This window comes from Burkholderia sp. JKS000303 (assembly GCF_002563755.1).
Taxonomy (GTDB): Bacteria; Pseudomonadota; Gammaproteobacteria; order Burkholderiales; family Burkholderiaceae; genus Burkholderia; species Burkholderia anthina_B.
Map to the genome: position 1 here is coordinate 2,961,890 of NZ_PDBZ01000001.1, position 12,896 is coordinate 2,974,785.

Here is a 12,896-nt window from a genome sequence, read left to right on the forward strand (position 1 = left end):
CCCCGCGCTACATATTCTTGTCGATCGCCTTTCACGCATCTTACTCATTCTAGCGCCGGGTTCAATATGCGTGCGCACTTTGGGTTGGAAGCACGTCGGTTTGAGGCGCTTCTCGTCAGCCGTAATGGCGATTTCGACCTTTTTTGACTGGCGCGGCAGCATCGCGCCGGCTGATCGCGGCCGGCACGCTGTTTCTGCAGAAGAATGCAGTTGGTAATTGAGTAGGACTGCTACATCGTGACCGATGCATTGAAGGCGGCAGGGATGTCACGCTCAGAGCGGATGCCGAGTGGATCCACCTTCCGCTTCGGCGTGCCACTGTGAACGGCACTTTCACCCGTCCGTCAGTTCAGCTCTCGGACCGTTTCAGCCTCATCGAAACAGAAAATCGTTCGGCCGGGTGAATGCTGATCGAGATTTCGAACGCAACGCCTGTCGAATCGAGATAACGCCGCACGATTTCGAGCGCGGCCGTGCCCGCCGGGATCTGCAATCGCGCAGCCATTTCCGGCGAGACGTTGATCGCCTGCACATTCTGCTGGATCTCTGCAACGCATCGCCCGTAACGCGTCTCGATCAATGAACTGATCAGCGTATCGGGCTCGTCGCGAGCCGTCTCCGCGATTTCCTCATAGCCTGGATCGATATAGACGTCCGTCCAGCCGATTGGCGGACGCGTCGTGTCGCGTTCCACGCGCAGGCTCGAAATGCGCAGCCAGCGTGCGCCTTCTTCGCACTTCAGAACTTTCGCGAGCTTGCCCTGCGCCGCAAGCGCCTCGATCGACTGCACCACGCGCAGGTTCTCCGAACCGAACTGGACGAGATCCTCGATCGAAGCGAGCGACGGCCGGAAGTCGTTTTTCGGTTGCGCCGATTCGACCCGCGTTCCCGCGTTCTTGCGCCGGGACACGAAGCCGAGTTGCTGCAGCTCGTGCAGCGCCGCGCGGATCGTGTGCCGGCTCGTCTTGTACAGATCGCGCAATTCAAGCTCGGTCGGTAAGTACGAGCCGACCGGAAAGCGGCCAGACGCGATGCCTTCGGTCAGGTCGCGTGCGATCTCGGCGAAATGGGGTCTGTTCATTTTCTCTGCGTATCGATCATCGCCGACAGTTTAAGGGTAAACATCGCTTGAGCGATATGTCCGGACATAATAGGCTTCTATATGTCCGGACATATCGTCGCGTTAGGTTTCGAAGGTCCGGTGCCTTTTCCTCGTTTCCGTTTTCAGAGGCCGCCATGTCAAGCCGCACCATCCTTGTCTCCAGCACCGTCGTCGATTCGATTCTGTTTCGAGATGCCTTCGGCACCGCGAAGATGCGCGCGCTGTTTTCCGATTACGCGCTCGTGCAGCGCTACATCGACGTCGAAGTCGCGCTCGCGAAGGCCGAGGCGCGCATCGGCGTGATTCCGGCCGACGCGGCCGACGTGATTGCACGGGAAGCGAGCATCGAGCGCATCGACTTCGATCACATGCGCGAGGAGACGGACATCGTCGGCTATCCGATCCTGCCGCTCGTGCACCAGCTCGTCGCGATGTGTGGCGACGCGGGCCGCTACGTGCATTGGGGGGCAACGACGCAGGACATCATGGACACCGCCGTGTCGCTGCAAGTACGCGATGCGCTCGATTCGATCGACGGCGACATCCGCGAGCTGCGCGGCATCCTGGCGGATCTCGCGAGCAAGCATCGCGATACCGCGATGGCGGGTCGCACGCATCTGCAGCAGGCGCTGCCGGTCACGTTCGGCTACAAGGCCGCAATCTGGCTCGCGATGTTCGACCGGCATCAGCAGCGGCTCGCGGAGCTGCGCTCGCGCGTCGCGGTCGTCGAGTTCGCGGGTGCGGCCGGTACGCTGGCGTCGCTCGGCGACAAGGGTTTCGACGTCCAGAGGGCGCTTGCGGAAGAACTGAAGCTCGGCGTGCCCGCGACGACGTGGCACGTCGCGCGCGACGGCTTCGCCGAAGCGGTGAACCTGCTCGCGCTGGTCACGGGCTCGCTCGGCAAGATCGCGGTCGACATCATGATCATGGCGTCGAACGAGTTCGCGGAAGTGTACGAACCGTTCGTCAAGGGGCGCGGCGCAAGCAGCACGATGCCGCAGAAGCGCAATCCGATCTCGAGCGAGCTGATGCTGGCGGCGGCGAAAGCGGTGCGGCAGCACGCGGGCCTGATGGTCGACGCGATGATCCAGGATTTCGAGCGCGCGACCGGTCCGTGGCATGCGGAATGGATCGCGATTCCCGAGAGCTTCATCCTGACATCGGGGGCGCTGCATCAGGCCAAGTTCGCGCTCGGCGGGCTGATCGTCGATGCGCAACGGATGAAGCAGAACCTCGGCATCAGCAAGGGGCTGATCGTCGCCGAAGCCGTGATGATGCAGATGGCGCCGTTTACCGGGCGCCAGCAGGCGCACGACATCGTGTATGACGCGTGCCGCACGGTCAACGAGAAGGGCGGCACGCTCGCCGAAGCGCTGGCCGCACTGCCCGAGGTGACGCGGCACTTCGATCGCGACGCGATCGAACGCATGACGGATCCGGTCAACTACCTGGGCCTCGCGCCGCAGATGGTCGATCGGGCGATCGCACTGTCCCGCGAAATCTGAGCGGACGTCGTGGAGGAGACACCATCATGAATCACGCACAGACCTCGCGCGACGAACCGGTCGCCCCGGCGCCGAAGCGTCCGTGGTATCGCAAGCTCGGCATGCAGGTGCTCGCGTCGCTGGTGCTCGGCATCGTCGCCGGGCTGCTGTTTCCGAAATTCGGCACGCAGATGAAGATTCTCGGCGACGTTTTTCTCGCGCTGATCAAGGCAGGGGTCGCACCGCTCGTATTCCTGACGATCGTGCATGGCATCGCTTCCGCCGGCGACGTGAAGAGCGCGGGGCGGGTCGGCTGGCGGGCGATCGTCTACTTTGAAGTCGTGTCGACGATCGCGCTGGCGTTCGGCCTGTTCGCCGGCAACCTGCTGCAGACCGGCCAGGGCATGACGTCGGTTGCGGTCGGCAAGGTGCCGGTCGCCGCGGCAAAGGCGGCGCCGCAAGGGTTCACCGAATTCGTGATGCATCTCGTGCCGGACAACTTCATCGGCGCGTTCGCAAAGGGCGAGCTGCTGCAGGTGGTCGTGCTCGCGGTGATGGTCGGCATCGGCATTCTTGCGATTCCCGAAGGGCGGCGCGCGAGAATCAACGACGGGCTCGACCAGATTTCGGAGGTCCTGTTCTCGTTCATCAATCTGGTGATGAAGCTTGCGCCGCTCGGCACCTTCGGCGCGATCGCGTTCGCGGTCGGCAGCAACGGGATAGCCGTGCTGATCGCGCTCGCGCAACTCGTGCTCAGCTTCTATGCGGTCGTGGTGCTGTTCATCGTCGTCGTGATGGGCATCGTCGCGAAGCTGGCCGGCTTCAGCATGTGGCGCTTCATGCGCTACATCAAGGACGAGATCCTGATCGTGCTCGGCACCGCGTCATCGGAAAGCGCGTTGCCGCGGCTCCTGATCAAGCTCGAACGACTCGGCTGCGCGAAGCAGACGGTCGGTCTCGTGCTGCCGACCGGCTATGCGTTCAATCTCGACGGGACGTCGATCTTCATGGCGATGGGCGTGATGTTCATCGCGCACGCGTACAACGTGCCGCTCACGTTCGAGCACCAGCTCGGGATTCTGCTGCTGATGCTGTTGACGTCGAAAGGGGCCGCGACGGTATCGGGCGGATCGTTCGTGGTGTTCGCGGCGACGGTGACATCGACGGGGCTGCTGCCGGTGGAAGGGCTCGCGCTGATCTTTGGCGTCTACCGCTTCATGTCGATGGCGATCGCAACGTGCAATACGATCGGCAACAGCCTGGCCACGGTCGTCGTTGCGAAATGGTCTGGTACGTTCGACGAGACGGTCGCCCAGCGCCACCTTTACCCCGAACGTTATCCGGCAACAGCGCGTGCCGATGCGAAGCTCGACGATGGCAACTTGCTGTCCGAAGATTTCGACGACGCGAATCCGCATCCGCGCGGGATCCCGCTCAAGCGCGGCGGTCTGTAGCATTGATGCGGCGTGAACCACCCCATCCAGCCCGTGATCGCTGATGAGCCGGCGATACAAAAGGCCGCGCAGACAGCACCGCGCGGCCTGATCGAACTTCAACTCGTGCAAATGCGCGTCTCAGTACAGCAAGCATGCGCCCGCGGATCGCAAGGCAACACATCAAGCCGGGCAGGGCAGCCGCCACCGGCCACGACGAAGCATCACCAGGCGATATTGCAAGACGACCGCGCCGTCCCCGCACCACCCGTCGCCGTACAACGCGAACCCGCGCCGCCGTCATAAAACGTCCGCGTTTCGGGTTGCGGCACTGACGGATCGTACGGATTCGGCACAGCGTGCGGACCTCGCGCAGCATCGAAGGGCCACGTAGGCGCATACGCATTCTCGCCGCCACGCGCATATGACCCATTGGCTCGCAAATATTCATTCCAGTTCAGCTCGCGCTGTTCGTGTCTTGGCAACGTGCGACCGAAGCTATTGTTCCCGCCCGCGCCAAGCTCAACGCGATTCGAAGGCCAAACGGAATCGCGAGATCCGTGTTCCGCCGAAGGCTGCGGTTTAAGCGAATCGCCCGAAACCCTCAACGGCCGCGTATCCGGCGTATCGAACGGACTACGTTCAACCGGCGCCGCGTACTTCACGCGCTGCGTCGTCCGCACTGAACGCTCAACGCCCCGAGCCACAGCCCGACGTTCCGAACGAAACACATTGGCCCCGTCCGAACGATCGATCAGCGAATCGCGGCCCGAAGCGTCGACGGTGGAAACAGAAAGCGCGCAAGCAAGCGCGGCGGCAAAAGAAAAGCGAAGAGGAGGATTCATCGGGGTTCCGAACCACGTGATAAGCAATGAGAAAAAACGGCAGATCACTGGCTGGCGGCTCGGCGACGGCTGGGCGTCGAAGCGGCCCTGAAGCGGCTGCGAGGTGCGGAGGGTGCGACCCGCAGGAAGGCTGGCTGGATTGCAGAAGCGAGCCTGGATTATTTCACATAAATAACAAATATCTTTCTGTGCATCCTTATGCGTCAGCAATCGGAAGGATTGGTGGCTGCGAACTACCGCCCCGAGCCGGTGCACGCCCCACAATCATCAGTCGATTGATTTTCAACGATCGGACCCCAAACCGTCAAAAAACGGCCTCCCACGAAACACCGAACCGCCGAAACCCAATCCCGACAAGGCCAAACTTCACCAACCCACCCAAAATCGCAACCCAATTGCACTCCCCCGCAAACGTTAGCACCCCGTCCAGTTGCTCCCGAATCGCCACCAGGAAGTCGGCAAGTTTCTCCGTGTTTTCCCTCAGAGATGCGGCATTTTTGACAGACGATTTAAAAACCCCCATATAATTTCGACTGCCTTGCCAACGGCTGTCGGACCATCCCTCCGAACGAGCAGTTGGCAAGCGGGGCAGGCGAAACGCTTGCGCAATGCAAGACGCATCACGATGTCTTTCCGAACCAGACGTCCCCTTCGGGGACTGCAAGAGCCGGGCCCCGCTACGCATCATTCATCTGCAGGTCCGTCTTCATGTGTCTCGGGCGTGTCCCATGTCCTCGCCCCGGGTGCTGTTCGATTGCGCAAGTCATGCCGCCATTGCCCGTATGACTAACAACATCGAGGAGCTCCTGATGACGCTTTCCCGTCTTACGTCCATTTCCGTTGCCGCCGTGCTGTTCGCCGCCGGCGCCGCCGCCGCGCAAGCGGACACCGTGAAGATCGCCATCGCTGGCCCGATGAGCGGCTCGGTCGCCCAATACGGCGACATGGTGAAGGCCGGCGCGCTGACCGCGATCGAACAGATCAACGCGGCAGGCGGTGCGGGCGGCAACAAGTTTGAAGTCGTGATGATGGACGACGCATGCGAGCCGAAGCAGGCCGTCGCCGTCGCCAACAAGATCGTCAGCCAGAAGATCAAGTACGTGATCGGTCACGTGTGCTCGGGTTCGACGATCCCGGCATCGGACATCTACGAAAACGAAGGCATCGTGATGGTCACGCCGTCGGCCACCGCGCCGCAGCTGACCGAAGGCAAGAAGCGTCACTTCATCTTCCGCACGATCGGCCGTGACGACCAGCAAGGCCCGGCCGCCGCGCAGTACATCATCAACCACGTGAAGCCGAAGAAGGTCGCGGTCCTGCACGACAAGCAGTCGTACGGCCAGGGCATCGCAACGTCGGTGAAGAAGGACCTCGAAGCCGCGAAGATCCCGGTCGTCCTGTTCGAAGGCATCAACGCCGGCGATTCGGACTACTCGGCGATCATCACGAAGCTGAAGTCGCAAGGCGTCGACTTCGTCTACTTCGGCGGCTACCACCCGGAAATGGGCCTGCTGATGCGCCAGGCGCGCGAGCAGGGCGTGAAGGCCACGTTCATGGGGCCTGAAGGCGTGGGCAACAAGGACGTGACGGCCATCGCCGGCCCGGCTTCGGAAGGCATGCTGGTCACGCTGCCGGCCGACTTCTCGGCCGACCCGGCCAACGCAGCGCTGGTGAAGGCGTTCGCGGACAAGAAGCGCGATCCGAACGGCCCGTTCCAGATGCCGTCGTACGCAGCGGTGAAGATCATCGCCGACGCGATCGCCGGCGCGAAGTCGACGGACCCGACCAAGGTCGCCGCGTACATGCACAAGACGACGTTCGACACGCCGATCGGCAAGGTCGCGTATGACGCACAGGGCGACCTGAAGGCGTTCAAGTTCGTCGTCTACACGTGGCACAAGGACGCGACGAAGACCGCCGCCAAGTAAGACGGAGTACCCGCCCGCGCGCACCCGCCCTGTCCGAGACCCGGACGGGGCGCGTGCGCATTGGGTCGCGCATTCCCCGTGCGCGACCAAAGCGGGCGGCCCGAGACGACACCGTGCGTTGCGCGCGGCCGACCGCCGTGATCCGGCGACGGCATGCGACACAGCGCCAACGGGAGCTTCCCGCACATGACTGACTTCTTTCCGCAATTCGCCCAGCAGCTGGTCAACGGCCTGACGCTGGGTGCGATCTATGCGCTGATCGCCATCGGCTATTCGATGGTCTACGGCATCATCGGCATGATCAACTTCGCCCACGGCGAGATCTACATGATCGGCGCGTACGTGGGCCTCGTAACCCTCACCGCCATCGGCATCTCCGCAGGTTATCCGCTGCCGCTCGTGCTCGGCGCCGCACTGATCGTGTCGGTGATCGTCACGGGGCTGTACGGCTTCGCGGTCGAACGCGTCGCGTATCGCCCGCTGCGCGGCGGCCCGCGCCTCGTGCCGCTGATCTCCGCGATCGGCATGTCGATCTTCCTGCAGAACTACGTGCAGATCGGCCAGGGCGCGCGCGACGTATCCGTGCCGATCCTGATCTCCGGCGCATTCGACATCCCGCTCGGCGGCAACTTCGACGTGACGATCCCGTATGCGCGTCTGCTGATCGTCGGCGTGACGATCGTGCTGATGATCGCGCTCACGCTGTTCATCTCGCATTCGCGGATGGGCCGTGCGTGCCGTGCGTGCGCCGAGGACATGAAGATGGCGAACCTGCTCGGCATCGACACGAACCGCGTGATCTCGTTCACGTTCGTGCTCGGCGCGATGCTGGCGGCCGTCGGCGGCGTGCTGATCGGGCTGACGATCGGCAAGCTGAACCCGTACATCGGCTTTGTCGCAGGCATCAAGGCGTTCACCGCCGCGGTGCTCGGCGGGATCGGCAGCATCCCGGGCGCGATGCTCGGCGGCGTGCTGCTGGGCCTGGCTGAAACCTTCGCCGCAGGCTACATGCCGGCCGAGTACAAGGACGTCGTCGCGTTCGGCCTGCTCGTGCTGATCCTGCTCTTCCGCCCGACCGGCCTGCTCGGCAAGTCGGACATCGAAAAGGTCTGAGGGAGACGCAGATGAGTCAAGTCATTTCCGTTCGCCGCCCGGCCGCCGACGCGTCGGTCGGCCAGGCGCTGAAGAATGCCGTGGCCGCCGCGATCCTGACGGCGATCCTCACGATTCCGGTGCTCGGCCTGCAACTGAAGCTCGACGGCTATCAGGTGGTGCTCACGCCGCACTGGCGTCCGGTGTGGATCGCGGTCGCGGGCGTGTTCCTGTTCCAGCTGTTCAGGCCGTGGCTCGTGCGCGCGAAATCGGCGGTGAAGCTGCCGGCGATGCCCGCGATGGGCGCGCAGCAGCAGCGCGTGATCATCTGGGTGATGCTCGCGGTCGGGTTCGTGTGGCCGTTCTTCGGCTCGCGCGGCGCGGTGGACGTCGCGACGCTCGCGCTGATCTACGTGATCCTCGGCCTCGGGCTGAACATCGTGGTCGGTTTCGCGGGGCTGCTGGATCTCGGCTATGTCGGGTTCTACGCGGTCGGCGGCTATACGTACGCGATGCTGAACCAGTATTTCGGGCTGTCGTTCTGGGAGTGTTTGCCGATCGCGGCCATCGCGGCGGCGACGTTCGGCTTCCTGCTGGGCTTCCCGGTGCTGCGTCTGCGCGGCGACTATCTCGCGATCGTCACGCTCGGCTTCGGCGAAATCATCCGCCTGCTCGCGAACAACCTGACCGACCTGACAGGCGGCCCGGACGGCATCTCGAGCATTCCGAAGCCGACGGTGTTCGGCTTCGAGATGGCGCGCACGGCGAGCGTCGAAGGCGCGAAGACCTTCCATGAACTGATCGGGCTGGAATACAGCGGCGAGCACATGGTGATCTTCCTGTACCTGATCGCGCTGCTGCTGGTGGGCTTCACGCTGTTCGTGACGAGCCGCCTGATCCGCATGCCGATGGGCCGCGCGTGGGAAGCGCTGCGCGACGACGAGATCGCATGCCGTTCGCTGGGCCTGAACCCGACGCGCATCAAGCTGTCGGCGTTCACGCTCGGCGCGGCATTTGCCGGCATCGGCGGCGCGTTCTTCGCGGCGCGTCAGGGCCTCGTGAATCCTGAATCGTTCACCTTCATCGAATCGGCGCTGATCCTCGCGATCGTCGTGCTCGGCGGGATGGGTTCGCAGCTCGGCGTGATTCTCGCGGCGATCCTGCTGACCGTGCTGCCGGAAGTCGCGCGCGGGTTCGCCGAGTACCGGATGCTGATCTTCGGTCTGGTGATGGTGTTGATGATGATGTGGCGTCCGCAGGGCCTGTTGCCCGCGAGCCGTCCCCACGTGGAGTTGCCGCAATGAGCGCGAATGCAGAACTGTTGAAGGTCGCCGGGCTGCAGATGCGCTTCGGCGGGTTGCTCGCGGTGGACGGCATCGATTTCGACGTGCGCCGCAACGAAGTGTTCGCGATCATCGGGCCGAACGGTGCGGGCAAGACCACGGTGTTCAACTGCGTCGGCGGCTTCTACAAGCCGACCGGCGGCGACGTCGTGCTCGACGGCCATGCGATTGGCGGGCTGCCGAGCCACAAGATCGCGTTGAAGGGCCTGGTGCGCACGTTCCAGAACATCCGTCTGTTCAAGTCGCTGACGGTGGTCGAGAACCTGCTCGTCGCGCAGCATCGCAAGGTGAAGGCGGGGCTGCTGCCGGGCCTGTTCTCGACGCCCGCGTATCGTCGCGCCGAGAAGGAAGCGCTCGAACGCGCGGCGGTGTGGCTCGACCGGATGGGATTGAAGTCGGTAGCCAACCGGCAGGCGGGCACGCTGTCGTACGGGCACCAGCGGCGTCTGGAGATCGCGCGCTGCATGATCACCGAGCCGCGTCTGTTGATGCTGGACGAGCCGGCGGCCGGTCTGAACCCGCAGGAAAAGATCGAGCTGCAGCACCTGATCGACAAGCTGCGCCACGAGTTCGGCGTATCGGTGCTGCTGATCGAACACGACATGAGCCTCGTGATGGGCGTGTCGGACCGCATCCTCGTGATGGAGCACGGCCGGCCGATCGTGATCGGCACGCCGGAAGCAGTCCGTAACGACCCGCGCGTGATCAAGGCGTATCTGGGGGAAGAGTGATGCTGAAGCTGGAACAGGTCCATACGCACTATGGCGCGGTCGAGGCGCTCGCGGGCGTGTCGATCGAGGTGAACAAGGGAGAGATCGTCACGCTGATCGGCAGCAACGGCGCCGGCAAGACGACGCTGATGATGACGGTATGCGGCACGCCGCGCGCATCGTCGGGCCGCGTGCTGTTCGAGGGCAACGACATCACCGGGATGTCGACGCACCAGATCATGCGGCAGGGGATGGCGATCTCGCCGGAAGGGCGGCGCGTGTTCCCGAGCCTGACGGTGCTCGAGAACCTGAAGATGGGCGGCTTCTTCGCGAGCCGTCACGAGATCGACGACGGCATCGAGCACGTGTTCAAGCTGTTTCCGCGGCTGAAGGAGCGCGCGACGCAGCGGGCCGGCACGATGTCGGGTGGCGAGCAGCAGATGCTGGCGATCGGCCGTGCGCTGATGAGCAAGCCGCGCCTGCTGCTGCTCGACGAACCGACGCTCGGCCTCGCGCCGCTCGTGATCGCGCAGATCTTCGACATCATCCGCGCGATTCGCGACGAAGGCGTCACGGTGTTCCTGGTCGAACAGAACGCGAACAAGGCGCTGGGTGTGGCCGATCGCGGCTACGTGCTCGAAACGGGGCGCGTGGTGCTGGCCGACACAGGCGCGAACCTGCTCGCGAACGACCGGATCAAGCAGGCGTATCTCGGCGGTTGACGCGGGAAACCGCCGGCCTGCAACGGGCCGGCGGTGCTTGCCGCTTGCGCTTCGCATGCAGCATTCCGCATGCCGATGCAACGAGCCCCGTCGCGGCCTCGTCTTCTCTTTTCCTAGCTGATCCTGAACGTGCTTTTCAGCACGTCGCGCAAATGCAGCGCGGCGCGATTGCTGTCGTCCGTCAGGACGGTAATCAGATGCGGCGGCAGATCGGGTAGCGCGACTCTGGCGACATGGCTCGTCAGGTTGCCGGTCACGCGATCATGCTCGATGATCCCGACCGCGAGGCCGTTGGCGATACAGGCTTCGACGGCCGGCGAGCTGGCACTCTCGAGCAGTATCCGGTGCGCGATCTTCGCCTTCTTCAGCGCGGCCAACCCGATGTCGCGGTACGGGCAGCCCGGCAGCTGCACCGCGATCGGCAGCGGCGCGTCGGGATTGAACTTGAACGTGCGCGCGGCGACCCACACCGGATGCGTCTTGCCGAGCAGTTCCGCGTGCGGCAGCAGCTTCGGCGCGACGGCGATCGTGATGTCCAGCTGACCGCGGGAGAACAGCAGCTGCAGTTCGTCGCTGGCGCGCGCTTCGACGGTCAGTTCGAGCAGCGGCCGGTCGGCGGCGAAGCGCGGCAGGAATTCCGCCATGAAATGCGCGGCATACGAATCGGGGATGCCGAGCCGCAGCTTGCCGGTCAGCATCTGCGGCGACAGCGATTCGACGAGGCGGTCGTGGCTCGACAGAAACTCCACGGTGTCGCCGAGCAGCTTGTGGCCGAACTGCGTCAGTTCGACGGCCTGGTTGTTTCGCGTGAACAATCGCTGCGCGACCATCTCCTCGAGCTTCTGAATCTGCGCGGTGACGGACGACGGACTGCGGTTCACATAGGCCGCCGCATCCTTGAAGCGACCGAGCTTCGCGACGGCGTGGAAGGTATGCAGCAGGTCGATGTCGAGGGTGCGCGGCATGATTTGGATATTCCGAATCAGTGATTCAGGTAATGTCGATTGACGGAATTATTGGGTCTCCCTATTCTCAGGTCAACAGGCGGACAACGACAGGCATTCGATCGAGCGTGACGCGTATCGCAGGGTGCGCTTCAGGTTTATCCGGCGCTGCAACGCAGCCGCCGCGACGCATCGCTTCGCCTTGGGCTCGAACCGATTCGATTCGAGGATCTCGGTAATGCACGTACGTCCACGGTCACGTTCCGAGGGTCGATGTTTCCATGAAGCGCTTCCTGATCCAGCTCGCTTTTGTGTTGTCGTGGAGTTCCGGCTTCATCGGCGCCAAGATCGGCGCGCCGACGGCCGGCGCGTTCAATCTGTTGTTCTGGCGATTCCTGTTGGTCACGCTGTGTCTCGCGATCGTCCTCAACCGGCGGCTTGGGCGGCTGACGCTGGAAAAGCTCCGCTATCACGCGGCGATCGGCTTCCTGTCGCAGTTTCTCTATCTGAGCTGCCTCTACGTAGCGATCCAGCATGGCCTGCCGCCGGGCGTTGCCGCGATCATCGCGGCCTTGCAGCCGCTCATCACGGCCGCGATGACGACGTTCGATGGCAGCGAGCGTAGCGGGGTACGCCAGTGGGTCGGGCTCGTGGCCGGCTTCATCGGGGTCGGCATCGTGATCGGCGGACAATATGCACTGCAGACCGAATCGGTCGGCATCGTCATGTACCTGCTGCCGCTGGCGTCCGCGCTGGTGCTGTCGATCGCGACGATCTATCAGCGCCGGCGTGCGCTCACGACCGCGCGCGGCGACGAGGACGGCCTGTGCCTGCCGCTGTTCGTGCAGGCGAGCGTGAGCCTTGTGCTGTTCGCGGCGTGCGGGCTCGTCACGGGTGATCTGCATGTGCCGACCCAGCCGAACGTGTGGTTGTCCGTCGTGTGGCTGACGGTGTTCTCGACCTTCGTCGCCTACCTGACGTTGTGGGCGCTGCTCAAGCGCCTGTCCGCGACGCGCGTGGCGACCCTTGTTTATCTCGAACCGCCGGTGACGCTGACCTGGGCCGCATGGATGTTCGGCGACCGGATTCCGGTGACGACTTATCTCGGCATCGTCGTCGTCGCGATCGGCGTGTGGCTCGCCAGCAAGCACGGCGAACGGCCCGCGCGGGCCCGGCAGACGAAAATGGTGGCGGCCGGCCGCCAACGTACTGGTTGCGCGCGCGATTCCCGTGTAGTTTCTCGAGACAGCCCGACTTGCTAAGGAATCCGATGAAAGTGAAGCGAGTCGTCAC

The 12,896-nt window shown here is 63.8% G+C and carries 11 protein-coding genes; 8 read left to right on the forward strand and 3 right to left on the reverse strand.

Features of this window, described 5'->3' with window-relative positions:
• Positions 1-349: 349 nt before the first annotated feature.
• Positions 350-1,081, reverse strand: coding sequence for a GntR family transcriptional regulator (locus BX604_RS14135; RefSeq protein WP_098551337.1), 732 nt, complete (start codon positions 1,079-1,081; stop codon positions 350-352).
• A gap of 155 nt (positions 1,082-1,236) precedes the next feature.
• On the opposite strand from BX604_RS14135, the gene BX604_RS14140 reads away from it, so the two are divergent.
• Together BX604_RS14140 and BX604_RS14145 are read left to right on the forward strand one after the other, a co-directional pair.
• Positions 1,237-2,607 (forward strand): class-II fumarase/aspartase family protein, encoded by a 1,371-nt coding sequence (locus BX604_RS14140; protein WP_098551338.1) that lies wholly within the window; start codon positions 1,237-1,239, stop codon positions 2,605-2,607.
• Positions 2,608-2,633: 26 nt separating this feature from the next.
• Complete coding sequence (locus tag BX604_RS14145) at positions 2,634-4,040, forward strand: cation:dicarboxylate symporter family transporter (RefSeq protein WP_098551339.1); 1,407 nt, start codon at positions 2,634-2,636, stop codon at positions 4,038-4,040.
• A 203-nt stretch (positions 4,041-4,243) separates the two neighbouring features.
• Here BX604_RS14145 and BX604_RS39585 read toward each other — a convergent pair whose 3' ends face one another.
• Positions 4,244-4,864: a hypothetical protein gene (locus BX604_RS39585; protein WP_098551340.1), complete on the reverse strand. Its 621-nt coding sequence runs from the start codon at positions 4,862-4,864 to the stop codon at positions 4,244-4,246.
• Between the two features lie 809 nt (positions 4,865-5,673).
• On the opposite strand from BX604_RS39585, the gene BX604_RS14160 reads away from it, so the two are divergent.
• The 5 genes from BX604_RS14160 (at position 5,674) to BX604_RS14180 (ending at position 10,659) form a co-directional block, all read left to right on the forward strand.
• A complete protein-coding gene (locus BX604_RS14160; protein WP_098552872.1) occupies positions 5,674-6,792 on the forward strand; it encodes a branched-chain amino acid ABC transporter substrate-binding protein in 1,119 nt (372 codons plus the stop codon).
• A gap of 186 nt (positions 6,793-6,978) precedes the next feature.
• Positions 6,979-7,905, forward strand: coding sequence for a high-affinity branched-chain amino acid ABC transporter permease LivH (gene livH, locus BX604_RS14165; RefSeq protein ID WP_098551342.1), 927 nt, complete (start codon positions 6,979-6,981; stop codon positions 7,903-7,905).
• 11 nt (positions 7,906-7,916) lie between these two features.
• Complete coding sequence (locus tag BX604_RS14170; RefSeq protein ID WP_098551343.1) at positions 7,917-9,188, forward strand: high-affinity branched-chain amino acid ABC transporter permease LivM; 1,272 nt, start codon at positions 7,917-7,919, stop codon at positions 9,186-9,188.
• Positions 9,185-9,958, forward strand: a complete 774-nt coding sequence (gene livG, locus BX604_RS14175; protein ID WP_096501696.1) for a high-affinity branched-chain amino acid ABC transporter ATP-binding protein LivG — start codon at positions 9,185-9,187, stop codon at positions 9,956-9,958. Before BX604_RS14170 ends, livG begins: the two co-directional genes overlap by 4 nt.
• Complete coding sequence (locus tag BX604_RS14180; protein WP_096501694.1) at positions 9,958-10,659, forward strand: ABC transporter ATP-binding protein; 702 nt, start codon at positions 9,958-9,960, stop codon at positions 10,657-10,659. The genes livG and BX604_RS14180 overlap by 1 nt, the downstream gene beginning before the upstream one ends.
• Before the next feature lie 113 nt (positions 10,660-10,772).
• Here BX604_RS14180 and BX604_RS14185 read toward each other — a convergent pair whose 3' ends face one another.
• Positions 10,773-11,624: a LysR family transcriptional regulator gene (locus BX604_RS14185; RefSeq protein ID WP_098551344.1), complete on the reverse strand. Its 852-nt coding sequence runs from the start codon at positions 11,622-11,624 to the stop codon at positions 10,773-10,775.
• Positions 11,625-11,884: 260 nt separating this feature from the next.
• On the opposite strand from BX604_RS14185, the gene BX604_RS14190 reads away from it, so the two are divergent.
• Entirely contained in the window at positions 11,885-12,865 is a 981-nt protein-coding gene (locus tag BX604_RS14190) for a DMT family transporter (protein ID WP_098551345.1), read from the forward strand.
• Positions 12,866-12,896: the final 31 nt, after the last annotated feature.

What these genes read in the sequence shown, in the direction of transcription:
- BX604_RS14135 (WP_098551337.1), bottom strand. Translation starts at nt 1,081, where the DNA reads ATGAACAGACCCCATTTCGCCGAGATCGCACGCGACCTGACCGAAGGC.
- BX604_RS14140 (WP_098551338.1), top strand. Translation starts at nt 1,237, where the DNA reads ATGTCAAGCCGCACCATCCTTGTCTCCAGCACCGTCGTCGATTCGATT.
- BX604_RS14145 (WP_098551339.1), top strand. Translation starts at nt 2,634, where the DNA reads ATGAATCACGCACAGACCTCGCGCGACGAACCGGTCGCCCCGGCGCCG.
- BX604_RS39585 (WP_098551340.1), bottom strand. Translation starts at nt 4,864, where the DNA reads ATGAATCCTCCTCTTCGCTTTTCTTTTGCCGCCGCGCTTGCTTGCGCG.
- BX604_RS14160 (WP_098552872.1), top strand. Translation starts at nt 5,674, where the DNA reads ATGACGCTTTCCCGTCTTACGTCCATTTCCGTTGCCGCCGTGCTGTTC.
- livH (WP_098551342.1), top strand. Translation starts at nt 6,979, where the DNA reads ATGACTGACTTCTTTCCGCAATTCGCCCAGCAGCTGGTCAACGGCCTG.
- BX604_RS14170 (WP_098551343.1), top strand. Translation starts at nt 7,917, where the DNA reads ATGAGTCAAGTCATTTCCGTTCGCCGCCCGGCCGCCGACGCGTCGGTC.
- livG (WP_096501696.1), top strand. Translation starts at nt 9,185, where the DNA reads ATGAGCGCGAATGCAGAACTGTTGAAGGTCGCCGGGCTGCAGATGCGC.
- BX604_RS14180 (WP_096501694.1), top strand. Translation starts at nt 9,958, where the DNA reads ATGCTGAAGCTGGAACAGGTCCATACGCACTATGGCGCGGTCGAGGCG.
- BX604_RS14185 (WP_098551344.1), bottom strand. Translation starts at nt 11,624, where the DNA reads ATGCCGCGCACCCTCGACATCGACCTGCTGCATACCTTCCACGCCGTC.
- BX604_RS14190 (WP_098551345.1), top strand. Translation starts at nt 11,885, where the DNA reads ATGAAGCGCTTCCTGATCCAGCTCGCTTTTGTGTTGTCGTGGAGTTCC.